Annotated in this window: 24 protein-coding genes; 13 read left to right on the top strand and 11 right to left on the bottom strand. The window is 69.1% G+C overall.

All coding sequences use genetic code 11. The features are described from left to right. Nucleotides 1-13 precede the first annotated feature (13 nt). From JYG32_RS15205 to fliE, 5 genes are all read right to left on the bottom strand, one after another. Nucleotides 14-331 carry an EscU/YscU/HrcU family type III secretion system export apparatus switch protein gene (locus JYG32_RS15205; RefSeq protein ID WP_128849050.1) on the bottom strand — a complete coding sequence of 106 codons (318 nt, stop codon included), beginning with the start codon at nucleotides 329-331 and terminating at the stop codon, nucleotides 14-16. Continuing rightward, a complete protein-coding gene (locus JYG32_RS15200; protein WP_213263983.1) occupies nucleotides 328-1,668 on the bottom strand; it encodes a flagellar hook-length control protein FliK in 1,341 nt (446 codons plus the stop codon). Before JYG32_RS15200 ends, JYG32_RS15205 begins: the two co-directional genes overlap by 4 nt. A gap of 137 nt (nucleotides 1,669-1,805) precedes the next feature. Next, complete coding sequence (locus JYG32_RS15195) at nucleotides 1,806-2,138, bottom strand: flagellar protein FliT (protein WP_213263982.1); 333 nt, start codon at nucleotides 2,136-2,138, stop codon at nucleotides 1,806-1,808. Then, nucleotides 2,135-2,569, bottom strand: a complete 435-nt coding sequence (gene fliS, locus JYG32_RS15190) for a flagellar export chaperone FliS (RefSeq protein WP_213263981.1) — start codon at nucleotides 2,567-2,569, stop codon at nucleotides 2,135-2,137. Before fliS ends, JYG32_RS15195 begins: the two co-directional genes overlap by 4 nt. Nucleotides 2,570-2,770: 201 nt before the next feature. Then, nucleotides 2,771-3,115: a flagellar hook-basal body complex protein FliE gene (gene fliE / locus JYG32_RS15185; RefSeq protein WP_069257816.1), complete on the bottom strand. Its 345-nt coding sequence runs from the start codon at nucleotides 3,113-3,115 to the stop codon at nucleotides 2,771-2,773. Between the two features lie 250 nt (nucleotides 3,116-3,365). Here fliE and fliF point away from each other — a divergent pair, with 250 nt between their 5' ends. Genes fliF through JYG32_RS15155 form a run of 6 tightly spaced genes read left to right on the top strand, consistent with a single transcriptional unit; the run spans nucleotide 3,366 to nucleotide 10,212 of the window. Then, nucleotides 3,366-5,129, top strand: coding sequence for a flagellar basal-body MS-ring/collar protein FliF (gene fliF / locus JYG32_RS15180; RefSeq protein ID WP_213263980.1), 1,764 nt, complete (start codon nucleotides 3,366-3,368; stop codon nucleotides 5,127-5,129). Beyond that, nucleotides 5,119-6,114, top strand: coding sequence for a flagellar motor switch protein FliG (fliG, locus tag JYG32_RS15175; RefSeq protein WP_213263979.1), 996 nt, complete (start codon nucleotides 5,119-5,121; stop codon nucleotides 6,112-6,114). The genes fliF and fliG overlap by 11 nt, the downstream gene beginning before the upstream one ends. Further along, nucleotides 6,107-6,787, top strand: coding sequence for a flagellar assembly protein FliH (gene fliH, locus JYG32_RS15170; protein ID WP_213263978.1), 681 nt, complete (start codon nucleotides 6,107-6,109; stop codon nucleotides 6,785-6,787). Before fliG ends, fliH begins: the two co-directional genes overlap by 8 nt. Next, nucleotides 6,781-8,325 (top strand): flagellar protein export ATPase FliI, encoded by a 1,545-nt coding sequence (fliI, locus tag JYG32_RS15165; RefSeq protein ID WP_213263977.1) that lies wholly within the window; start codon nucleotides 6,781-6,783, stop codon nucleotides 8,323-8,325. Before fliH ends, fliI begins: the two co-directional genes overlap by 7 nt. Before the next feature lie 5 nt (nucleotides 8,326-8,330). Further along, nucleotides 8,331-8,789: a flagellar export protein FliJ gene (fliJ, locus tag JYG32_RS15160; RefSeq protein WP_213263976.1), complete on the top strand. Its 459-nt coding sequence runs from the start codon at nucleotides 8,331-8,333 to the stop codon at nucleotides 8,787-8,789. 31 nt (nucleotides 8,790-8,820) lie between these two features. After that, nucleotides 8,821-10,212 (top strand): flagellar hook-length control protein FliK, encoded by a 1,392-nt coding sequence (locus JYG32_RS15155; protein WP_213263975.1) that lies wholly within the window; start codon nucleotides 8,821-8,823, stop codon nucleotides 10,210-10,212. Between the two features lie 27 nt (nucleotides 10,213-10,239). On the opposite strand, the gene JYG32_RS15150 is transcribed toward JYG32_RS15155, so the two are convergent. Next, entirely contained in the window at nucleotides 10,240-11,880 is a 1,641-nt protein-coding gene (locus JYG32_RS15150) for a GMC family oxidoreductase (protein WP_174383775.1), read from the bottom strand. Nucleotides 11,881-12,100: 220 nt separating this feature from the next. Here JYG32_RS15150 and JYG32_RS15145 point away from each other — a divergent pair, with 220 nt between their 5' ends. Continuing rightward, the gene (locus tag JYG32_RS15145) at nucleotides 12,101-12,565 is read left to right on the top strand and encodes a hypothetical protein (protein WP_213263974.1); all 465 of its coding nucleotides are present in this window, start codon (nucleotides 12,101-12,103) and stop codon (nucleotides 12,563-12,565) included. A 39-nt stretch (nucleotides 12,566-12,604) separates the two neighbouring features. Further along, nucleotides 12,605-14,047 carry a coniferyl aldehyde dehydrogenase gene (locus JYG32_RS15140; protein ID WP_174383774.1) on the top strand — a complete coding sequence of 481 codons (1,443 nt, stop codon included), beginning with the start codon at nucleotides 12,605-12,607 and terminating at the stop codon, nucleotides 14,045-14,047. 72 nt (nucleotides 14,048-14,119) lie between these two features. Here the strand turns inward: JYG32_RS15140 and JYG32_RS15135 are convergent, their stop codons facing one another. Both JYG32_RS15135 and JYG32_RS15130 read right to left on the bottom strand, forming a co-directional pair. Next, nucleotides 14,120-15,154 (bottom strand): serine/threonine protein kinase, encoded by a 1,035-nt coding sequence (locus tag JYG32_RS15135; protein WP_433960828.1) that lies wholly within the window; start codon nucleotides 15,152-15,154, stop codon nucleotides 14,120-14,122. A gap of 49 nt (nucleotides 15,155-15,203) precedes the next feature. Next, entirely contained in the window at nucleotides 15,204-15,416 is a 213-nt protein-coding gene (locus JYG32_RS15130; protein WP_011353523.1) for a hypothetical protein, read from the bottom strand. Between the two features lie 817 nt (nucleotides 15,417-16,233). Between JYG32_RS15130 and JYG32_RS15125 the strand changes: the two genes are divergently transcribed. Both JYG32_RS15125 and JYG32_RS15120 read left to right on the top strand, forming a co-directional pair. Further along, nucleotides 16,234-17,115, top strand: coding sequence for a DMT family transporter (locus JYG32_RS15125; RefSeq protein ID WP_213263972.1), 882 nt, complete (start codon nucleotides 16,234-16,236; stop codon nucleotides 17,113-17,115). A 302-nt stretch (nucleotides 17,116-17,417) separates the two neighbouring features. After that, entirely contained in the window at nucleotides 17,418-17,603 is a 186-nt protein-coding gene (locus tag JYG32_RS15120) for a hypothetical protein (protein WP_014895742.1), read from the top strand. 102 nt (nucleotides 17,604-17,705) lie between these two features. Here the strand turns inward: JYG32_RS15120 and mgrA are convergent, their stop codons facing one another. Then, nucleotides 17,706-18,749 carry an L-glyceraldehyde 3-phosphate reductase gene (mgrA, locus tag JYG32_RS15115; protein ID WP_213263971.1) on the bottom strand — a complete coding sequence of 348 codons (1,044 nt, stop codon included), beginning with the start codon at nucleotides 18,747-18,749 and terminating at the stop codon, nucleotides 17,706-17,708. A 185-nt stretch (nucleotides 18,750-18,934) separates the two neighbouring features. Between mgrA and JYG32_RS15110 the strand changes: the two genes are divergently transcribed. Then, complete coding sequence (locus JYG32_RS15110; RefSeq protein WP_096472011.1) at nucleotides 18,935-19,141, top strand: DUF3185 family protein; 207 nt, start codon at nucleotides 18,935-18,937, stop codon at nucleotides 19,139-19,141. Between the two features lie 147 nt (nucleotides 19,142-19,288). On the opposite strand, the gene JYG32_RS15105 is transcribed toward JYG32_RS15110, so the two are convergent. Next, complete coding sequence (locus JYG32_RS15105; RefSeq protein WP_213263970.1) at nucleotides 19,289-20,062, bottom strand: phytanoyl-CoA dioxygenase family protein; 774 nt, start codon at nucleotides 20,060-20,062, stop codon at nucleotides 19,289-19,291. A gap of 353 nt (nucleotides 20,063-20,415) precedes the next feature. On the opposite strand from JYG32_RS15105, the gene JYG32_RS15100 reads away from it, so the two are divergent. Continuing rightward, a complete protein-coding gene (locus JYG32_RS15100; protein WP_213263969.1) occupies nucleotides 20,416-20,757 on the top strand; it encodes a hypothetical protein in 342 nt (113 codons plus the stop codon). 109 nt (nucleotides 20,758-20,866) lie between these two features. Here the strand turns inward: JYG32_RS15100 and metK are convergent, their stop codons facing one another. Then, complete coding sequence (gene metK / locus JYG32_RS15095) at nucleotides 20,867-22,054, bottom strand: methionine adenosyltransferase (protein ID WP_069746751.1); 1,188 nt, start codon at nucleotides 22,052-22,054, stop codon at nucleotides 20,867-20,869. A 265-nt stretch (nucleotides 22,055-22,319) separates the two neighbouring features. Between metK and JYG32_RS15090 the strand changes: the two genes are divergently transcribed. Further along, nucleotides 22,320-23,204 (top strand): lipid A biosynthesis lauroyl acyltransferase, encoded by an 885-nt coding sequence (locus JYG32_RS15090; protein ID WP_174384433.1) that lies wholly within the window; start codon nucleotides 22,320-22,322, stop codon nucleotides 23,202-23,204. Nucleotides 23,205-23,227: the final 23 nt, after the last annotated feature.

Below are 23,227 nucleotides of genomic sequence, written 5' to 3'. Positions count from 1 at the left end.
GATGGCGCGCCGTTCAGCGCAGCGGCGGCAGCGGAAAGCGCGGCGCGGCGTCGTCCGGCCCGGGCTCGGTGCGATCGAGCGCGTACAGCCACGCAAGCAGATCCGCGACGGCCTGGTAAAGCTGCGGCGGAATCCGGTCGTCGAGGTCGACCTGCATCAGCAGCGACACCATCTCCGGCGCGGTATGCACGTACAGCCCCGCATCGTGCGCGCGCGCGACGATCATCTCGGCGAGCACGCCGTAGCCCTTCGCGACCACGCGCGGCGCCGCATCGCCGCCTTTCGGGTCGTAGACGAGCGCGGCCGCGCGCTTGCGGGACGTCATGCTCATTGCGGCACCTCGTCGTCGGCGCCCGGCACGCGCGTGCCCGGCCCGCCGGCCGCACCGCGCGCATACGCGGTGGCGGCGGCCTGCGCGGCAAACAGGTCGAAGCCGTCCGGCCCGTCATCGACCGCGCGGATCGACAGCCCGCCCACCCGCAGCCCCGATCCCTCGAGCCGCTGCCGCAGCGCGGCCTCGTGCCGCGTGAGACGGTCGGCACCCGTCTGGTTCGCACGCAGCCGCGCGACAAGCTGCGCGCCGTTCAGCACCAGCTCCGCGTCGACCGTACCGAGCGACGGCAACGTCAGCGTCAGGCGCGTGCGCCATGCGATGCCGTCACCCGTGTCGTCGCCGCCGCCCGGCGCGCGGCTGCCCGCATCGTCGGGTTCGATCGTCCAGTCGAGCCGCGCGCCGGGCCACGCCTCGCCGGTCCAGCGGAACTGGTCGGTCGCGAGTGCGTCGAGCTGTTGCCTGACGAGCGGCACGGCGGCCGGGTGTACGGTGGCGAGCGTCTGCGCCGGTGGATCGGACGACGCGGCAGCCAGCTCGGCACGCGCCGGCGTCCAGCGCGGGTCGGCGTGCGCGCCGAGCGGATCGACGGTATCGGGCGGCAGCGACGCGCCCTGCCGGGCGGCCGCCGGCCACGCCTGCGCGGAATCGCGAGCGGGCGCGCCGCCTTGGGCCGGCGTGCCCGCCTGCGCGGTCGCCCGCGTGGTCGCCGGCAGCGGCGGGCGCTGCGCGAGCAGTTCGTCGAGCACGTCGGTCGAATCGTGCTGCGCGGCACCCGGGTCGGCCGGCGCGAGCGCGGCCGTCAGGCGCGCCTGCGGCTCGCGCATCAGCGCCGCGAGCGGACGCTGGCCGGCCAGCCACTGCGCCAGATGGGATTCGTAGAAGAGGCCGCTCTCGCTCACGGCCTGCGCGAGCGCTGCGCGCAACGCTGCGACCGGCGGCAGCGCGGTCGTTTCGCGCGCCGCCGCGGCGGAAGAAGGCGTGGAAGACGCCGCCGGATCGGACGCGGCCGGCGCACGCGCCGGCACGGCCGTATCGGTCAGCAGCACGGCGGGATCGGCCAGCAGCGGCGCACGCCCGGCGATCGCCGGCGTCGCGTCGCCGCCCGCGCGCGAGATCGCGTCGAGCACGCGCCCGACATCGGACAGCGCGGTCTGTGTGGAGGCTTGCGGCGCGGCGGGCTGGCCGCCGGCCGGCGGCGAGGACGACGCACCGGTACCCGGCGTGCCGACCTGCGAGGTCGCGCCGCCGCCGGCGGGCGCCGATACGGTGCCGGTCAGCAGGCTGTCGAGACGGCTCGCCAGCAGCGCGGCTGCAACGGAGTCGATACCGGTCATGATCGGAGCCTGCTCACCTCAGCCACATCGTTGCGAATCCGGGCGCGGCACGCCAGTGCCGCCCGCGGGAATAGCGCGCGTGCCGCATGCGGCAACGGGTGCGGGCACTCCGCGCCCGTCGCCCCGGAAAACGGGCCCTACCCGCGCGCGCGGTAGAGGTCGGTCAATACCTTGGTCGAGCGCCGCGCCTCGAACAGCGCGGACAGCCGCGCGACGTCCGGGCTCGCGAGATCGCGGATCGCGGCGTCGTCGGCCAGGATGCGGCGAATCAGGTCGAGCTTGCGGCCGAGATCCGATTCGTCGAGCGCGACGCCCGGATCGGCTTCCTTCAGTCCGGCGACGAGCTGCATGAATTCGGCCTGCAACCCCGGCAACGCGCTCCAGTCGGCGCCGCGCGCGGCGCACAGCATCCGGCCCGACACGGCCGCGAGCGCCTCGTAACGCGCGAAGTATTCGGCCTTGAGATTCATCGTGCTGCTTCCACTGCCTGTTGCGCGGCCATCCGCGCGACTTCCGGGGCGATGCCCGTCCATGCTTCCTCGAGCGTGGCGAGCAGCCCGTCGACCTCGACCAGCATCGCGTCGCTCGCCTGCGCGTTCGCTTCCAGCAGGCGCCGGCCGATATACGCATACAGCGCGTCGAGCCGGCCCGCGATCTCGCCGCCCACGTCGCGGTTCAGCGACGCCTGCAGGCCGCTCTCGACGATCCGGATCGCCTTGCCGATCGCTTCGCCGCGCGCGGACACGTTGCCCTGCTGCAGATGCATGCGCGCCAGCGCGATCGCCTGCCGCGCGCCCTGGTACAGCATCGCGATCAGCCGGTGCGGGGAGGCGCCCATCACCCCCGTCTCGACGCCGACACGCGCGTAAGCACTGGCTCCAGCGTGTCCTGGGGAAAACATGCGCTTCTCCTTGTCATGCCTTGGCTATACGGGAGCCGCCGCCGTGCATCGCACGACGCGGCCTTCTCCGGAGTTATCGGAAGGGATTTGAAAAGCTTTAGGCGCGCGGGGCCGCCGCCGGACCCGGGATGCCGGCCCGCCGGCCCTGCCCGGCAAGCCCGGAGGCCGTCGCCGGTTGGCCGTCCCCGGATGCCCGTCGCGTCACACCGACATCTGCATGATGTCGTTGTAAGCGCTCACTAGCTTGTTGCGGACCTGAAGCCCGAACTGGAAGCCGATGTTGGCTTTCTGCATGTCGACCATCACGTCGTTCAGCGACACGTTCGGCGCGCCGACCTCGAACGCCTGCGCCTCGCCGAGCGCGTGCTGCTGGTCGCCGCTGATCTTGTCGAGCGACGCCTTCATCGCGCTCGCGAACGTGCCGGCCGTCGCCGCGCCCGAGCCGGCAAGCGCCGCCGTCGGGCTTGCGACGCCGCCCGACGCCTGCGCGGCCATCGACTGCATCTGTTGCAACACCGAACCGATTCCGCTGACGTTCGCAGCCATGCTGTCCCCAGACATAAGAGAAGAGACCCGGACGCACCGGGCGTTTCCGCCGGCGCCGCACCACGCGCACCATACCGGATCGCGAAAAAGGATAGCAGCGCGCCGCGCGGCAAAGCCGAGAAAGTACGGGGGAAACCCCGCTCTTTTCGGTCGATCGGAGTCCGGCCCGGGTCACGATAATCGCATCGTGTCATTGTCCGCCCGCTCGTCCGAGCGAGCTCAGTCGTCCCGCTCCGGAGAAACTCGACGCATGGATTCGCAGGCCAACTCGCTGATCAACCCCGACGCCCGCGCGGGCCTCGCCAGCCCGGCGCCCGGCGCCGCCGCGGCCGCCGCGTTGCCGGGCGCGGGCGTCGCCGGCGCGGACTTCGGGCTCGGCGGCTTCGCGGAACGCATTCCCGGCATCTCGCGGATGAAGGGCAACCCGAAGCTGCCGTTCCTGATCGCCGTCGCGTTCGCGATCGCCGCGATTACCGCGCTCGTGCTGTGGAGCCGCACGCCCGACTACCGCGTGCTGTACAGCAACCTGTCGGACCGCGACGGCGGCGCGATCATTACCGCGCTCCAGCAGGCAAACGTTCCCTACAAGTTCGCCGATGCCGGCGGCGCGATCCTCGTGCCGTCGAACCAGGTGCATGAAACGCGCCTGAAGCTCGCCGCGATGGGGCTGCCGAAGGGCGGCTCGGTCGGCTTCGAGCTGATGGACAACCAGAAATTCGGCATCAGCCAGTTCGCCGAACAGGTCAACTACCAGCGCGCGCTCGAAGGCGAGCTGCAGCGCACCATCGAATCGATCAACGCGGTGCGCAGCGCACGCGTGCATCTCGCGATCCCGAAGCCGTCGGTATTCGTGCGCGACAAGGAAGCGCCGAGCGCGTCGGTCTTCGTCGACCTCTACCCGGGCCGCGTGCTCGACGAGGGCCAGGTCCAGGCGATCACGCGGATGGTGTCGTCCGGCGTGCCCGACATGCCCGCGAAGAACGTGACGATCGTCGACCAGGACGGCAACCTGCTGACCCAGCCGGCTTCGGCGTCGGGCCTCGACGCGAGCCAGCTCAAGTACGTGCAGCAGGTCGAGCACAACACGCAGAAGCGCATCGACGCGATCCTCGTGCCGATCTTCGGCGCCGGCAACGCGCGCTCGCAGGTCAGCGCGGACCTCGATTTCTCGAAGATCGAGCAGACGTCGGAAAGCTATGGCCCGAACGGCACGCAGCAGCAGGCCGCAATCCGCAGCCAGCAGACCAGCAGCGCGACCGAACTCGCGCAGGGCGGCGCGTCGGGCGTGCCGGGCGCGCTGTCGAACACGCCGCCGCAGCCGGCTTCCGCGCCGGTCGTCGCCGGCAACGGCCAGAATGCGCCGCAGACGACGCCGGTCAGCGACCGCAAGGACCAGACGACCAACTACGAAGTCGACAAGACGATCCGCCATCTCGAACAGCCGATGGGCAGCGTGAAGCGGCTGTCGGTCGCGGTCGTCGTCAACTACCAGCCGATCGCCGACGCGAAGGGCCACGTGACGATGCAGCCGCTGCCGCCCGCGAAGCTCGCGCAGGTCGAGCAGCTCGTGAAGGACGCGATGGGTTACGACGAGAAGCGCGGCGACTCGGTCAACGTCGTGAACAGCGCGTTCTCGACCGTGAGCGACCCGTACGCCGACCTGCCGTGGTGGCGCCAGCCCGACATGATCGCGATGGCGAAGGAAGCCGCGAAATGGCTCGGCATCGCGGCGGCCGCGGCGGCGCTCTACTTCATGTTCGTACGCCCGGCGATGCGCCGCGCGTTCCCGCCGGCCGAGCCGGTCGCGCCGGCGCTCGCGGCGCCGGAAGATCCGGTCGTGCTCGACGGCCTGCCGGCGCCGGTCATGACCGAGGAAGCCGACTCGTTGCTGCTCGGCTTCGAGAACGAGAAGAACCGCTACGAACGCAACCTCGACTACGCGCGCACGATCGCCCGCCAGGATCCGAAGATCGTCGCCACCGTCGTGAAGAACTGGGTGTCCGATGAACGCTGAAGGCTTGACCAAGAGCGCGCTGCTGCTGATGTCGATCGGCGAGGAAGAGGCCGCGCAGGTATTCAAGTTCCTCGCGCCGCGCGAGGTCCAGAAGATCGGCGCCGCGATGGCCGCGCTGAAGAACGTCACGCGCGAGCAGGTCGAGGACGTGCTGCAGGACTTCGTGAAGGAAGCCGAGCAGCACACCGCGCTGTCACTCGATTCGAGCGAGTACATCCGCTCGGTGCTGACCAAGGCGCTCGGCGAGGACAAGGCCGGCGTGCTGATCGACCGCATCCTGCAGGGCAGCGACACGAGCGGCATCGAGGGCCTGAAGTGGATGGACTCGGGCGCCGTGGCCGAACTGATCAAGAACGAGCATCCGCAGATCATCGCGACGATCCTCGTGCACCTCGACCGCGACCAGGCGTCCGAGATCGCGTCGTGCTTCACCGAGCGGCTGCGCAACGACGTGCTGCTGCGGATCGCGACGCTCGACGGCATCCAGCCGGCCGCGCTGCGCGAGCTCGACGACGTGCTCACCGGCCTGCTGTCCGGCAGCGACAACCTGAAGCGCAGCCCGATGGGCGGCATCCGCACCGCGGCCGAGATCCTGAACTTCATGACGAGCGTGCACGAGGAAGGCGTGCTCGAAAGCGTGCGCCAGTACGACGCCGATCTCGCGCAGAAGATCGTCGACCAGATGTTCGTGTTCGAGAACCTGCTCGAACTCGAGGATCGCGCGATCCAGATGGTGCTGAAGGAAGTCGAGTCGGAAACACTGATCGTCGCGCTGAAAGGCGCGCCGCCCGCGCTGCGCCAGAAGTTCCTCGCGAACATGTCGCAGCGCGCCGCCGAACTGCTCGCCGAGGATCTCGACGCGCGCGGCCCGGTGCGCGTGTCCGAAGTCGAGACGCAGCAGCGCCGCATCCTGCAGATCGTGCGCAACCTCGCCGAGAGCGGCCAGATCGTGATCGGCGGCAAGGCGGAAGACGCGTATGTCTGATTCGGCGAGCGATCGCGCGGGCACCCTCACCGCCTACCAGCGGTGGGAGATGGCGTCGTTCGACCCGCCGCCGCCGCCGCCGACCGACGACGCGGCAGCGGCCGCCGCCGCGCTCGCCGAGGAACTGCAGCGCGTGCGCGACGCCGCGCACGCCGAAGGCCGTGCGGCCGGCCACGTCGAAGGCCAGGCGCTCGGCTACCAGGCCGGGTTCGAGCAGGGCCGCGAACAGGGTTTCGAGGCCGGCCAGGCCGATGCGCGCGAACAAGCCGCGCAGCTCGCGGCGCTCGCCGCGTCGTTCCGCGAGGCCGTGTCGACCGCCGAGCACGATCTCGCGTCCGACATCGCGCAGCTCGCGCTCGACATCGCGCAGCAGGTCGTGCGCCAGCACGTGAAACACGACCCGGCCGCGCTCGTCGCGGCCGTGCGCGACGTGCTCGCGGCCGAACCCGCGCTGTCCGGCGCGCCGCATCTCGCGGTGAATCCGGCCGACCTGCCCGTCGTCGAAGCCTATCTGCAGGACGATCTCGATACGCTCGGCTGGAACGTGCGCACCGACGCGTCGATCGAGCGCGGCGGCTGCCGCGCGCACGCCGCGACCGGCGAGGTCGACGCGACGCTGCCCACGCGCTGGCAGCGCGTCGCCGCCGCGATCGGCAAGGTGAGCACGTGGTGACGCGGCCGCCCGAATCGCTCGCGCATGACGGCATGACGCCGCTCGAACGCGAGCTCGCGCTCGCATCGTTCGGCCCCGCTGCCGCACACGACACCGCACACGACGCGAAGCCGCACGCAGCGGCCGCCGCATCCGGCACCACGCCGCGCGCGCCGCACAATCCGCATCTCGCGCACTGGCGCACGCACCTGAACGGGCTCGCCGCGCGCAGCCACCGCGCGCTGCCGCTGCGGCCGTGCGGGCGCCTCACGCGCGCGGCGGGCCTCGTGCTCGAGGCGATCGGGCTGCGCCTGTCGGTCGGTGCCGAATGCACGATCGAATTGCCGCCCGGCAGCACGCTGCCGCACGCGGAAGCGGAAGTCGTCGGCTTCGCCGGCGACCGCCTGTTCCTGATGCCGACCACCGACGTCGCCGGCGTGCTGCCCGGCGCGCGCGTGTGGCCGCGCGAAAGCGCGCCCGTCACCGATCCGCTCGCGGGCGCGAAGCGGCTGCCGGTCGGCTGGGAGATGCTCGGGCGCGTCGTCGACGCGTCGGGCCGCCCGCTCGACGGCCTCGGCCCGCTCGCGTCGAAGGTCGATGCGCCGCTGTCGGCGCCGTCGATCAATCCGCTCGAACGCGAACCGATCCACCACGTGCTCGACGTCGGCGTGCGCGCGATCAACGCGCTGCTCACCGTCGGCCGCGGGCAGCGGATGGGCCTGTTCGCGGGCTCCGGCGTCGGCAAGTCGGTGCTGCTCGGCACGATGGCGCGCTACACGAGCGCGGAAGTGATCGTGATCGGGCTGATCGGCGAACGCGGCCGCGAAGTGAAGGAATTCATCGAACAGATCCTCGGCGAAGACGGGCTCGCGCGCTCGGTCGTCGTCGCGGCGCCGGCCGACGTGTCGCCGCTGTTGCGGATGCAGGGCGCGGCCTACGCGACGTCGCTCGCCGAGTATTTCCGCGACCAGGGCAAGCACGTGCTGCTGCTGATGGATTCGCTGACGCGCTACGCGATGGCGCAGCGCGAGATCGCGCTGGCGATCGGCGAGCCGCCCGCGACGAAGGGCTACCCGCCGTCGGTGTTCGCGAAGTTGCCCGCGCTCGTCGAGCGCACCGGCAACGGGCCCGAAGGCGGCGGCTCGATCACCGCGTTCTACACGGTGCTGACCGAAGGCGACGACCAGCAGGACCCGATCGCCGATTCGGCGCGCGCGATCCTCGACGGCCACATCGTGCTGTCGCGCACGCTCGCCGAGGCCGGCCACTATCCCGCGATCGACATCGAGGCGTCGATCAGCCGCGCGATGACCGCGCTGATCGACGAAACGCATCTCGACCACGTGCGGCAGTTCAAGCAGATGCTGTCGCGCTACCAGCGCAATCGCGACCTGATCGCGGTCGGCGCGTACGCCCCCGGACGCGACGCGCAGCTCGACCGCGCGATCGCGCTCTATCCGCGCATCGAGGCGTTCCTGCAACAGGGCTTTCGCGAATGCGCGCCGTTCGCGTCGAGCCTCGCCGGGCTCGATGCGCTGTTCGATGCTTACGGAGGCTGATCACGATGGCTCCCGGCTTTCCCCTTCAGTTGCTGCTCGACCGCGCGCAGGAAGACCTCGACACGGCCGCGAAGCAGCTCGGTACCGCGCAGCGCGACCGCACCTCGGCCGCAGAGCAGCTCGACGCGCTGCTGCGCTATCGCGACGAATACCACGCGCGCTTCGCGCAATCCGCGCAGAACGGGATGCCGGCCGGCAACTGGCGCAATTTCCAGGCGTTCATCGACACGCTCGACGCGGCGATCGCGCAGCAGCGCAACGTGCTGGCCGCGGCCGAAGTCCGCATCGACGAAGCACGCCCGAACTGGCAACAGAAGAAACGCACCGTCGGCTCGTATGAAATCCTGCAGGCGCGCGGCGTCGCGCAGGAAGCGCAGCGCGACGCCCGGCGCGAACAGCGCGACTCCGATGAACACGCCGCGAAGCTCCTGCGCATGCGGGCCGACGCGGCCCGTTCGTCGTAACCGACCACCGCATTCGAACGAGAGAACCGCCATGCCTCCCCTGCCCCTGCTCGGCGCGCTGATCGACACCGCCGGCGCCGCACTCAAGGCCGCCCGCGGCTCGGGTTCGTCCGGCACCGCCTCCGCCAAAGACACCGCTGCCACCACGACCGCCACGGCCGCCGTGCCGTTCGCGCAGACGCTGAAGCAAAGCGTCGTCACGCGGCGCGACGCGGCGAACGCCGGCACGCCGGGTGCGTCGACGACGCAGGCCGCGTCGAAGCCGGCCGCCGGCACGAAGCCGTCCGGCCCGGACGACGCCCGGTCGACCGACGACACGAACGCCACCGCCAACCCCAATCCCGACGCCGGCGCACTCGCGGCCGCCGCGGCCGTGCAGGCACAACTGCAGGCACGCACGGACAACGCGACGCCAGCCGATACCGCCCCAGCCGCCGCTACCGCGCAAAAGGCGGCCGTGTCCGGCCAGCCCGACGCGACGGCCGCGCTGGCGGACCACGCAGCCAAGGATGCGGCCGCCCAGCCGGCCACGCCGGCGTCGAGCCGCGACGCGCTGCAAGCGGCGCTCGCCAAGCTGACCGGCGGCTCGGGCGCGATCGCGATGCCCGCGGCCGGCGCAACGGCTTCGGCTTCGGCTTCGGCTTCGGCTTCGGCTTCGGCTTCGGCACCCGCATCGTCTGCATCGACCGCCGCCGCACCGCTGACGCCGAAGGTGCCGACGTTCGACCGCACGCTCGCCGACGCGAAAGGGGCGCTCGCCACCCAGCAGACGCCGACGCAGGTCACCGCGCAGGCGCTGCAGGCCGACGCGAACGCGCAGTCCGGCGCGCAGCATGCGCTCGCGGCAGCCGGCGACGCGACGGACCCGGCGGCCAGCGCGACGCTCGCGGCCGGCGCAACGGCTGCGGCCGCGGCGCAGGCGAACCTGCAGTTGTCGCCCGCCGCGAGCGCGATCGCCACTGCCAACCCGCACGTGCTCGCCCCGCACGTCGGTACCGCCGACTGGACGGACGCGCTGAGCCAGAAGGTCGTATTCCTGTCGAATGCGCACCAGCAGAGCGCCGAACTGACGCTCAACCCGCCCGATCTCGGGCCGCTGCAGGTGGTGCTGCGCGTCGCGGACAACCACGCGCATGCGCTGTTCGTGTCGCAGCACGCACAGGTGCGCGACGCGGTCGAAGCCGCGCTGCCGAAGCTGCGCGATGCGATGGAAGCGGGCGGGCTCGGGCTCGGCAGCGCGACAGTCAGCGACGGCGGCTTCGCGTCGCAGCAGCAGAACCCGCAACAGACCTTCGCCCGCGGCCAGTCGTCGCGGCGCGGGCACGGCGGATCGTCAGCCGTCGATGCACCCACCGACGCTGCGCAATCCGCACCGGCCGCCGCGCGCGTGAGCCGCGCGGGCCTCGTCGATACGTTTGCCTGAGCATTGCCGCTTAAGTGCGCGCGCCGATCAGCGGCCGTGCACCGCGGCAGCCGCCTCGCCGCGCGGTACGCCGCCCTTGCGCGCGGCAACGATGAAGTCCGCCGCGCGTTCGCCGATCATCACCGACGGCGCATTCGTGTTCCCGCCGACCAGCGTCGGCATGACCGACGCATCCACCACGCGCAACCCTTCGACGCCGCGCACGCACAGTTGCGGATCGACGACCGCACGCGCATCGGAGCCCATCCGGCACGTGCCGACCGGGTGATAGATCGTGTCGGCATGCGCGACGATCGTCGCACGCAACTCGGCTTCGCTCTGGTCCGCCCGCGTGTACAGCTCGCGCCCGCCCTGCGACGCGAGCGGCGCCTGCGACAGGATGCGGCGCATCGCCTGCGTGCCGCGCACGAGCAGGTCGAGATCGCGCGCATCGCTGAAGAAACGCGGATCGATCAGCGGCGCGTCGCGCGCATCGCCGCTCGCGAGCGCCACCGTGCCGCGGCTGAACGGCCGCAGCGCACACACGTGCAGCGAATAGCCGAAGCCCCAGTGCATCTTGCGGTTGTGGTCGTCGACGAGCGCCGTGCAGAAATGCAGTTGCAGGTCGGGACGTTCGAGCGACGGATCGCTCTTGATGAAGCCGCCGGCCTCCGCGACGTTGCTCGTCATCATCCCCGTGCGGCTCGAGAAATAGCGCGCGAGCGCGGGCGTCATCTTCGCGATCCCGCGCAGGCACACGCCGACCAGTTCCGACGAATTCACGCGCGTGTTGATGATGAAGTCGATGTGGTCGATCAGGTTCGTGCCGACGTCCGGCGCATCCTGCACGACCGCGATCCCGTGGCGGCGCAATTGCTCCGCCGGGCCGATCCCCGAACACATCAGCAGTTGCGGCGAATTGAACGCGCCGGCCGACAGAATCACTTCCGCGCGCGCGCCGAGCGTCTCGACACGGCCGTTGCGCGATACCGCGACGCCGACCGCGCGCTTGCCGTCGAAGCCGACGCGCAACACCGTCGCGTCGGTGATCACGTGCAGGTTCGGCCGGTTACGGCCGTAGATGTAAGCACGCGCGACGCTGCAGCGCGAGCCGTCGCGGTGCGTGACCTGATAGAAACCGACGCCTTCCTGCGTCGCGCCGTTGAAGTCGTCGTTCAGCGGATAGCCGGCCGCGTGCGCGGCCTGGATGAATCGTTCGGAGAACGGATTGCGAAAGCGCAGATCGGACACCGACAGCGGCCCATCCGCGCCGTGCCACGCATCGGCGCCGCGCTCGTTGCCTTCCGCGCGGCGGAAATACGGCAGCACGTCCTGCCAGCCCCAGCCTGTCGCGCCGAGCTGTGCCCACTCGTCGTAGTCGCCCGGGTGGCCGCGCGTATAGATCATCGCGTTGATCGCGCTCGAGCCGCCCATCCCGCGCCCGCGCGGCTGGTAGCCGCGCCGCCCGCCGAGGCCCGGCTGCGGCACCGTCTCGTAGCCGTAGTTCGTGCCGAGCTTGAACGGCACCAGCGCCGCGATGCCGACCGGCATGTTGACGAGCAGGTTGCGCTCCGTATGCGAGCCGGCCTCGATCAGCGCGATCGTCGCATCGGGGCAGGCATCGGCGAGGCGGCCTGCCAGGCTCGAACCGCCCGAACCGCCGCCGACGATGATGTAGTCGTATTGCATGTCGCGTCTCCGTCGTGTCATGGAGGGCGCCCGGCACCGCCGCGCGACCGCGTCCTGTAATGTTCGGGCATTGTAGGAATGGCCGTCATGCGCGCGGCGTGCGGATTCAAGAGCGATTCCTCTAAACGCCCGCGTGAACTAAATTTAAGATGTATCGATTCGCTTCGCGCGACGCGCCGGCCACGAGAAGCCGATCCGTCGCGAAACGGGAGAGACGACGATGCAGCGCCAGGTTCTGCAGGCCGCGTGCCGACCGGGTTGCCCGGATGCACTGCACACGGCCCGCATTTCATTTCAAACGGCTGCCCGCGCGGGGACAGTCGGCATCATGCGCGCAGCAGATCGAAATCGAACGGCATGCGTCGTCGCCGACCGTTTGGACGGCTGTCCGCCGCGGCGGCACGAGGTGCTGCCGCCCGTATTGGCGTGCGCGTCGCGCTGCCCCGCTTCGGTGCGCCGGCAAGCGCTCGCGCGGCAGCGTCGCATGCCCGGCAACAGTCGTATCGCGCGGCACGCGCATGCGCTGCAGCGCGGTTTTCGGCTGCGGATACCGTCGCGCGGATGCGACGCCCGTCGCACGCAACAACCGGTTTTTGAACACACGTCGCATCCGGCCCCACGCCGGGCGACGCGCACCACCCCGATCCGCGCCGCCGCGCTCGCCGAGCGCTCACGTGCGGCGTGACGGCTGGCCGACAAGCCAGGCCCAACTGGAGGAGACGACATGAAGAACGACCTGCCCGAACTGGCCCCGCAAGCACTGCCGTCGGCCGATGCGCTGACGTCGCTGCTGCGCGACCAGCGCGCGGCCTACCTGCGCGCACCGTACCCGGCATGGGAGACGCGCGTGCAGCACCTGCGCGCGTTGCGCACGATGCTGCTCGACAATTCGGACGCGCTCGCCGAAGCGATCAGCGCCGATTTCGGCCATCGCGCGAAGCAGGAAGTGCTGCTGTCGGAAATCTGGATGGCGAAGGAAGAGATCGACGACGCGCTCAAGCACGGCAAGCGCTGGATGAAGCCGATCCGCAAGCCGATGAACAAGTGGCTGCGCCCGGCACGCGCGAAGGTGATTCCGCAGCCGCTCGGCGTGGTCGGCATCGTCGTGCCGTGGAACTACCCGGTGCTGCTCGCGGCCGGCCCGCTGATCTGCGCGCTTGCCGCCGGCAACCGCGCAATCATCAAGATGTCCGAACTGACGCCGCGCACGTCGGCGCTGTTCGAGCAACTGATCGCGAAGACCTTCACGCGCGACCACGTCGCGGTCGTGAACGGCGATGCGGAGGTCGGCGCCGCGTTCAGCGGGCTGCCGTTCGATCACCTGCTGTTCACCGGCTCGACGCAAGTCGGCCGCCACGTAATGCGCGCGGCAGCCGACAACCTCACGCCCGTCACGCTCGAGCTCGGCGGCAAGTCGCCGGCGATCGTCGGCCCGAATGCGCGCTTCGACGCAGCCGTCGACGCGATCGTCGCGGGCAAGACGCTGAACGCGGGCCAGACCTGCATCGCGCCCGACTACGTGCTGCTGCCGCGCGGGATGGAAGCCGCGTTCATCGAGCGCGCGCGGGCGCGGCTCGCGAAGATGTATCCCGACCTGTCGACCAACGGCGATTACACGACGATCGTGTCGCCGCGCCATTACGCCCGGCTGCAGCAACTCGCGAGCGATGCGCAGGCGGCCGGTGCGCAACTGCATCCGCTGTCCGACGCGCAGTCCGATCCGGCGTCGCGTCGCTTCGTACCGTGCGCGATCACGCAGGTTCCGGCCGCGTCGCAACTGATGCAGGAGGAAATCTTCGGCCCGCTGCTGCCGCTCGTGCCGTACGAGCGGCTCGACGAGGCGATCGCGTATGTGAATGCGCGCCCGCGTCCGCTCGCGCTCTACCTGTTCGACGAGGACGGCGGCACGATCGATCGCGTGATGCGCGAAACGATCTCGGGCGGCGTGACGATCAACGAGGCGCTGATGCACATCGCATGCGGCAGCCTGCCGTTCGGCGGCGTCGGTGCGAGCGGCATGGGTGCGTACCACGGCTACGACGGCTTCGTGACGTTCTCGAAGATGAAGCCGGTGCTCACGCAGGCGCGGCTGAACACGCGCGGCCTGATCGCGCCGCCGTACGGCAAGCGCTTCGCGGCGGTGCTCAAGCTGATGCTGAAACTCTGAACCGGACGGGCCGCGCGCATCGCGCCGCGGCCCGCGCAAGCCTGCCGCGCGGCGCCGGTGCCGCGCGCGCCGTCACACGGGCCAGAGCGGCCCTTCCTGCATCGCGCCGATCTGCTCGCGCAGTTCGAGCACCCGTGCTTCCCAGTAACGATGCGTGTTGAACCACGGAAACGCGGCCGGAAACGCGGGATCGTCCCAGCGCCGCGCGAGCCACGCCGCGTAGTGGATCAGCCGCAATGTGCGCAGCGCTTCGACGAGATGCAGCTCGCGCGGCTCGAATTCGCAGAAATCCTCGTAGCCGGCCAGCAGGTCCGCCAGCGCGCGCGACGCGCCTTCGCGATCACCCGGCAACAACAGCCACAGATCCTGGATCGCGGGCGCCATCCGGCTGTCGTCGAAGTCGACGAAATGCGGGCCGGCATCGGTCCACAGCACGTTGCTCGGATGACAGTCGCCATGCGTGCGCAGCAGGCGAATCTCGCCCGCGCGTTCGAACGCGGCCTCGACACCTTCGAGCGCGAGCGTGACCGCCGTCTCGTACGCGGGTCGTACATCATCCGGGATGAAATCGTGCGCGAGCAGGTAGTCGCGCGGCTCGTAGCCGAACGTCCCGATGTCGAGCACGGGACGCGCGACATAGGGCTGCGTCGCGCCGACCGCATGGATCCGGCCGACGAAGCGGCCGAGCCATTCGAGCGTGTCGCTGCGGTCGAGATCGGGTGCGCGGCCGCCGCGCCGCTCGAAGATCGAGAAGCGGAAGCCGTCGAACGCGTGCAGCGTGCGGCCTTCGAAAGCGCGCGCGGGCACCGCCGGAATCTCGCGTGCGGCGAGTTCGGCGACGAACGCGTGCTCTTCGAGGATCGCGTCGTCCGACCAGCGCGCCGGCCGGTAGAACTTCGCGACGACCGGCGGGCCGTCTTCGATGCCGACCTGGTAGACGCGGTTTTCGTAGCTGTTGAGGGCGAGCAGGCGCCCGTCGGTGCGCAGGCCGACCGGCATCAGCACGCTGTCGAGCGCGTCGAGCACGCACTCGGGCGTGAGGCCGGCGAACGGCGGCGGCCCGGCGGGGGAAGCAGGAGCGGAAGTGACTTCGTTCATGCCCCGCATTGTGCCGCCAGCCGGGCCGAAAGACGAGCGCCCGGTGCGGCTTGCACGCTCAGTGAAGCGCCGCGCCGGCCGGCAGCACGGATTCGCCGGTGTCGATCAGATCCTCGAGAAAGAACGGCTCGGTGTTGAGTTCTTTCGACTCGCCCGGCACGCCCGCGTACCAGGTCACCATGGCCATGTCGCCCAGGACGCGCTGGACGATGCCGCGCGCGCCCTTCGGCACCGCGATATGGGTAGTGCAGACAATCGACCCGACATGCATGATGGTTCCCCACTCTTGAATCTTGAAACCCGGCCCGCTGGCGAGCCGGCAAATGCACGATCCGCGCCGCTCTCGACGGAGCGCTGCGCGTAATCCCATTGTTCACGGTTTATCGAAGCGCGAAAAGAAGAAGAAGCAGGCGAAGTGCCGCGATTTCGTCGAATGTCTCCAATCAACCACTGCGCCGCGCGTGCGCTTGCACGGGCGGATACCCCCATCATACCCTGTCGAATGTGACCGTCCGCCGAATCCGCCCGGCGCCGCGGCGCACACGCGATCGACACAACGCGCGCATCGTTTGCCACGTGCCCGGCCGCCGGGAGATTTCGCGTGACCGAACCCGCCCCGGAACCACGCCGCCTGCGTCGCGCGCTGTCGCGTCCTCCTCCTAGCTCGAACGCGGCTCGCGCCGCCGCTGGCGCGCACGCATCGCGCGGCATCGCCGCAACACGTCTTTCGTCGTGCGGGGCCGCCGACAGGTGTTGCGCTGGATGACGGCCTTGCGGTACCTTTGGCGTTCATTCGCGTTCAACCGCATTCCGACACGATGCATCCGCTCACGTCCGCCCTCGCAAAATCCCGGCCGCAGTTCGACTCGCGGCCGCAGGCGTGCGCGCATCCGTCGGTCCTCCCGCCTCCTGTCGCACCGCCGCTCGTCGGCGCCGCGCCGCCCCCTCCGGCGGCACGCGCCGGCTGACCAGCCGGCTTCCGTTTCGTCTTCCATTCGCCCGTCGGCTTTGGTTCGTGCGTCGTGACGCACGGCGCTTCGCTGCGCGCGCGGATGGAACGTTCCGATCCGTTCGACAGGTGGATTCACATGGTTTCGTTCAAACGCGCGCTTGCCGCGCATGGAGCGACGTCGCTCTTCGTGCTGCTGTGGAGCAGCGGCGCGATCTTCTCTGAACTCGGTCTGCGCCACGCATCCGCGTTCGTCTTTCTCACCGCGCGTTTCGCGCTCGCGTCGCTCGTGCTGCTCGCGCTGGCCTTCATGCGCAAACGCTGGCTGCCGCAGCGCGGCGAGCGGCGCATGGCCGCGCTGACCGGCCTGCTGATGATGGGCGGTTATTCGATCTTCTACCTGCTCGCACTCGAGCGCGGGATCGCACCGGGCGTGCTCGCGACGATCCTCGGCGTGCAGCCGATCCTCACGCTCGCGATCGTCGAGCGGCGCTGGCAACCCATGCGCGTCGCGGGGCTCGCGCTGTCGCTGGCCGGTCTCGCGCTCGTCGTGGGCCGCGGCGTGGGCAATACCGGTCTGCCGCTCGCGGGCATCGCGTGCGCGCTCACGGCACTCGTCGCGCTGACCGTCGGCTCGCTGCTGCAAAAACGCGTACGCGCGGCGCCCGCCGACGTGCTGCCGCTGCAGAATGCGATCGGCCTCGCGCTGTGCATGGCGATCGTGCCGTTCCGGCCGGTGTCGTTCGATATGAGCTGGGCGTTCGTCGTGCCGCTTCTATGGCTCGGCATCGTGATTTCGGTGATCGCGCAACTGCTGTTCTACCGGTTGATGCAGCGCGGCGATCTCGTCAACGTGACGAGCCTGTTCTATCTCGTGCCCGTCGTCACCACGCTGATGGATGCCGTGTGGCTCGGCAACCGGCCCGAACCGCTCGCGCTCGCCGGCATGGGCGCGATCATCGCGGGGCTCGCGCTCGTGTTCCGCGCACCGGCCGCACGCAAGCAACCCGACCGCGCGTAAACGGACAGGCCGCCGCGCCCGCGGGTGCGGCGGCCCGCATCGGACACATACGCCAATTCCGCGAAAATCGAAAGGAACGGGAAAGATGCGTGCAAGGCGTTCGTCGAACTTGCGGGAAAGATGCGCGATTCGCCGGGCTTTCCGCTGATTTTTAATGGTTCGGATAGCGAAAAGCGCTGCCGGTTACCTATACTCGAATTGACCGCCCCGCTCGCAATCGGGTCGGACCAACACTAGAAACACCCGGCATGGGGCCGAAGTAAGCGCTAAAGCGCCAACTCCGGCCGACACTGGAGACACGCATGACCACCTATTTCACAATCGGCGACTTCATCCTGTTGATCCCGATGGCGCTGGCCGGAGCGCTATTTCTCGGCGCGGTGCCATGCGCAACCGAATTCCGCCACAACTTGTTGCGCGTGCTGGGCGTCATCCTCGGCGTCGGCGTCGCGGTATTGCTGGTCGAAGGCCTGCCTGCGCTGCTCTAGCGGCGCACCCCGTGCCCGACGCACATCGCTGCACCGCAGCGATGTGCGTCGGGCTTTCTGCAATACGGCATGCAATGTTTCGCATGCCGTATCGACTGCCGGTCAGATGGCCTGATCGGTGGACGGCTTTTCCCACAGATTGATGCCGCCTTCCGTCGCATGACGATCGATCTCCGCGAGTTCCTCCGCCGAGAATTCGAGGTTCTTCAGCGCGCCGACGTTTTCACGCACCTGCTCCGCACGGCTCGCGCCGATCAGCGCGGACGTCACGCGGCCATTGCGCAGCACCCACGCAAGCGCCATCTGCGCAAGGCTCTGCCCGCGCCGTTCGGCGATCGCGTCGAGCTTGCGCACATGCTCGAGGTTGTCCGCGCTCAGGTGATCCTGCTTCAGCGAGCCGCCGCCCGGCTTGTTCACGCGCGCGTCGGCCGGCACGCCGTTCAGGTACTTCGACGTGAGCAGCCCCTGCGCGAGCGGCGTGAACGCGATGCTGCCCGCGCCGACGTCGTCGAGCGTACCGAGCAGTTCGCTCTCGATCCAGCGGTTCAGCATGTTGTACGAAGGCTGGTGGATCAGCAGCGGCACCTTGTACTGCGCGAGCAACTCGGCCATCTCGCGCGTCTTCGCCGCCGAATACGACGAGATGCCGATGTAGAGCGCCTTGCCCTGCTGCACGGCCGACGCGAGCGCGCCCGCCGTTTCCTCGAGCGGCGTGTGCGCGTCGAAGCGGTGCGAATAGAAGATGTCGACGTAGTCGAGCCCCATCCGCTGCAGGCTCTGGTCGAGGCTCGCGAGCACATACTTGCGCGACCCGCCGCCGCTGCCGTACGGCCCCGGCCACATGTCCCAGCCGGCCTTCGTCGAGATCAGCAGCTCGTCTCGATACGGCCGGAAATCCTCCTTCAGCAGCCGGCCGAAATTGGTTTCGGCGCTGCCGTACGGCGGCCCGTAGTTGTTCGCGAGATCGAAGTGGTTGATGCCGAGGTCGAACGCGGTGCGCAGGATCTCGCGCTGCGTCGAGATCGGCGTCGAGTCGCCGAAGTTGTGCCACAGGCCGAGCGACAGGGCGGGCAGTTTGAGCCCGGATTTGCCGCAGGTGCGGTATTGCATGTCCGCATAACGTTCGGAAGCTGCTTCGTAGGCCATGAGTATTTCCCGTCAGGACGTCGGAGGGAGAGACGCACACCGGCCGCGCCCACGGCGCGACGGCGGCGAAGAAAACGCACGACGGCTATGGTAACGAAGGCGGCCGATGCGCGCACGGCGATGGACGCGACCGCGGTCGTCGCCTACACTGCGGCGTCTCGAATCACCGTTTCAGCGAGGTTGGTATGTCCCGGGTCATCTCGGTTGCGCTGCTCGTCGGCGGCGTCTTGCTGCTGTATTTCGGCGGCCAGTCGTTCCATTCGCTCAACGACAACATGTCGCGCTTCTTCACCGGCTCGCCCGCCACGAAGACGATCCTGCTGATCGTGGGCGGCGCCGTCGCATCGTTCATCGGCCTGATCGGCCTCGCGATGCCGGGCGGCAAGCGCTGATCGCGCAGCCGCGCGAACGGCCCGCGTCACACGATCGGGTCGCGCAAAACGAAACGGGCGGCCTGGCCGCCCGTTGCTTCATTCGCCCGCGACGCGAAGCGCCGCACCGGGCAATCGCGGCGGCCTCGCCGGCCACCCGATCCGCACCTAGAACTGCACTTCCGGCTTCGCCGCCGAGCGCGTGCCGGGCGCCGGCCGGTTGCTCGCGCCGTGGTACGTGTACACGAGCGAGAACTTCACCTGGTCGGAACGGTTCTGCCCGGCCGAATGCAGCGTGTTGCTGTGGAAGAACACGACGTCGCCGGCCTGCAGCGACGGGCACGTGGCCGCGTCGATCATCTTCCGGTTCTCCGGCAGGTCGCTGCGGAAGAACTTCGCGTCGTCGAACGCTTCCGGCCCGAATTCGGCCGTATGCGAACCCGGCACCAGCCACAGCGCGCCGTTCTCATTCGTTTCCGGTCCGAGTGCGAGCCACACCGACACCATGTCCGGCCGCTCGAACGACCAGTAGCGGAAATCGCGATGCCAGCCGGTCAGGCTGCCGTACGCTGGGTGCTTCGTCATCATGCAGTTGTGATGCGCGCGCGACAGCACCGGCTCCTCGCCGAAATACTCGCGCATCCACGCGCCGATTTCGGGTGCGATCGCGCGCTCGGCGAATGCCGGATCGCGCGAGTACGCGTCGAGCAGCCGCCGCACCGTGTGCCCGCCCGGCACATGCTTCGACTCGGGTGCGCCCGGGTAACGCAGGTCCGCCTCGAATTCGATCGGCTCGGCGGCCTCCTGCAACTGGTGCTCCGCAATCCGTTTGAGCACCGCGCACTGTTGCTCGCCGACAAGGCCACGCGCGACGACGAAGCCGCGCTCGCGCAATTCCGCGACTTGCGCGCGGATCGATTCCGACTGCAATGGAGACGACATGGGATGCCAGACGTTTATTGTGTGAATGTGACGATTGTAATTCGGCGCCGGATGCCGCGAACAGCACCATTGTCGTGCGCAGGGGCATGCCAATCGCGGATTTGATCTGGCTCAAGGGAACTGTGCGGCGCGGCACCTGCCTCACCGACAGGCGGTATGCGGCACACGCCTTGTGGCACAAGGGTTTATCGCGACTTTTGCCCGTCATGAATCCCCTGTAGCCTGACGCGGCCTGTCAATTCTGGCGGGCGCGGCGCGCAGCGACGTTCGGTAAGATCCGTTGCGCCATCCGAGGCCGTTCATACCAGTGCGCTCTTCAAGGGCGCCATCCATACAAGCGAAGCATCGTTCACATGCCATTCCGTCTGACTTCCCGTCTCAGCCGCGCTGCGAAACGCGTCGTGCCGTCCGCTCCTGCCCGCTCGCTGCGCCATCACCGCGCACGCACGCAGGCGCTGGCCGAGCGCACGCACGCACACAGCCGGCTGGACGGTATCCGTGCGTGGTTCCACACGTTTTTCTCGATGATGAGCGCGCAAGCGTTCGCACGCCGTGCCGGCCTGCGCTCGCTGCTGCAGAAACCGTCGTCGCTGCGCGCGCTCGCGCTGCGCCGGACGCTCGGCCCGCAGCGCCGCGTCAACCGCCCGCGCCGCCTCGCAGCCAGCGACGGCTGGTTCGCGTTCAGCGCGCGCTGACGCAGCACCGGCGGGCACAGCCCGCCATGATCGCCGCCGTTGCGCCGGCGGTCGGAACCCATAAAAAAACCCCGGCATGCCGGGGTTTTTCATTTCGGGCGAACGACGCTTACGCGACGCGTGCCGTCGGCTCCACGCCGGCCGCTTCGGCCAGTGCGAGCGCCTTGTCGGTCGCTTCCCACGAGAATTCCGGCTCTTCGCGGCCGAAGTGGCCGTAAGCAGCCGTCTTCTCGTAGATCGGGCGCAGCAGGTCGAGCATCTTGATGATGCCCTTCGGACGCAGGTCGAAATGCTCGCGCACGAGCTTCGTGATCACCGCATCCGACACGCGGCCCGTGCCGAACGTGTTGACCATCACCGAGGTCGGCTCGGCCACGCCGATCGCGTACGACACCTGGATCAGCGCGCGCGACGCGAGGCCGGCGGCAACGATGTTCTTCGCGACATAGCGGCCGGCATACGCAGCCGAACGGTCGACCTTCGACGGATCCTTGCCCGAGAACGCGCCGCCGCCGTGCGGTGCGGCACCGCCGTAGGTATCGACGATGATCTTGCGACCGGTCAGGCCGCAGTCGCCCTGCGGGCCGCCGATCACGAACCGGCCGGTCGGGTTCACCAGGAACTTGATGTCGCCCTTGATCAGGTCGGCCGGCAGCGTCGGCTTGATGATTTCCTCGATCACGGCTTCGCGCAGCGCGGGCAGCTCGATGTCCGGTGCGTGCTGCGTCGACAGCACGACGGTGTCGATCGAATCGGGCTTGCCGTCGACGTAACGGACCGTCACCTGCGACTTCGCGTCCGGGCGCAGCCATTGCAGGCGGCCGTCGCGGCGCAGGCTGGCCTGGCGCTCGACGAGACGGTGCGACAGGTAGATCGGCAGCGGCATCAGTTCCGGCGTTTCGTCGCACGCATAACCGAACATCAGACCCTGGTCGCCCGCGCCCTGGTCGAGGTTGTCGTCGTGTGCACGATCGACACCCTGGGCGATGTCCGGCGACTGCTTGTCGTACGCGACGAGCACCGCGCAACCCTTGTAGTCGATGCCGTATTCGGTGTTGTCGTAGCCGATTCGCTTGATCGTGTCGCGCGCGATCTGGATGTAATCGATGTTGGCCGTCGTGGTGATTTCACCGGCCAGAACAACGAGACCCGTGTTGCACAGCGTTTCCGCCGCAACGCGGGAATATTTGTCCTGCTCGAGGATGGCGTCGAGAATCGCGTCCGAGATTTGGTCCGCGACTTTGTCCGGATGGCCTTCGGAGACGGATTCGGACGTGAAGAGATAATCGTTTGCCACTTTTTCAGGCTCCTGTGTGGTTACGGTTGGTTTCACGTAGCCAGCTTCGTTGGGCCTGAAGCGGCGACGCTTTAGCGGATTACCAGGACCGGGCAGCGCGCTTCGCGCCAGCCGGCTTCGCCCCGCAAGTTGTCAGTTAACTCGGCGAAGCCCGTATTATAGCGGCTTTCCTGAATTGTCACAGAGTGCTGCCCGTGCTGCATTTTCCGCTGTCTTATCACCCTGTTCGCAACGCGCCGGCCAGCCGGTCCCACGGAGGTTCCGCATGCTAGGCCGCGTCGGCACGCATCTCGCCATCGGCTTCCTGAAGCTGCTCGCCCTGTTGCCGTACGGCCTGACCGCGCGGCTCGGCGACGGTCTCGGCTGGCTGCTGTACCAGATCCCCAGCGGGCGAAAGCGCATCGTACACACCAACCTGAAACTCTGCTTCCCGGACTGGAGCGACGAACGGCGCGAGGAAGTGGCCGGCCTGCATTTCCGTCACGCGATCCGCAGCTACGTCGAGCGCAGCTACCAGTGGTTCGCGTCGGAACAGGCCTACCGCAAGCTGTTTACGGTCGAGAGCGAGGTCGACCTCAGCGATCCGGACATGCCGCCGACCCTCTTGCTCGGTTTCCATTTCGTCGGCATCGAGGCCGGTTCGATGGCGATCAATCTCGCACTCGGCCGCATGTGCGGCTCGCTCTACACGCCGATGAAGAACCCGGAAGTCGAAGCCGCGGCCAAAGCCGGCCGCAGCCGCTTCGGTGCGGAGCTGGCGAGCCGGGCAGACAGCGCGCGCACCGTGCTGCGCTGGCTGCGCGACCGCAAGCCGGTCATGCTGGGTGCCGACATGGACTACGGGCTGCGCAACTCGACGTTCGTGCCCTTCTTCGGCATACCCGCCTGCACGCTGACGGCTGTCGGCCGGTTCGCAAAGACCGGTCACGCGCAGGTTCTGCCCTTTATCGGCGAGGTGCTGCCGAACTACAAGGGCTACCGGCTGAAGGTCTTCAAGCCGTGGGCCAACTACCCGACCGGCGACGACGATCTCGACGCACGGCGGATGAACGAATTCCTCGAGGAACAGATCCCGCTGATGCCCGAGCAGTACTACTGGGTTCACAAGCGCTTCAAGACGCGCCCGCCCGGCGAACCGAGCCTGTACTGACCCTGCCGGGCGAAACCCGCGGG

The organism is Burkholderia pyrrocinia, assembly GCF_018417535.1.
Classification (GTDB): Bacteria; Pseudomonadota; Gammaproteobacteria; order Burkholderiales; family Burkholderiaceae; genus Burkholderia; species Burkholderia pyrrocinia_E.
This window is presented reverse-complemented; position numbering and strand designations above follow the sequence as displayed.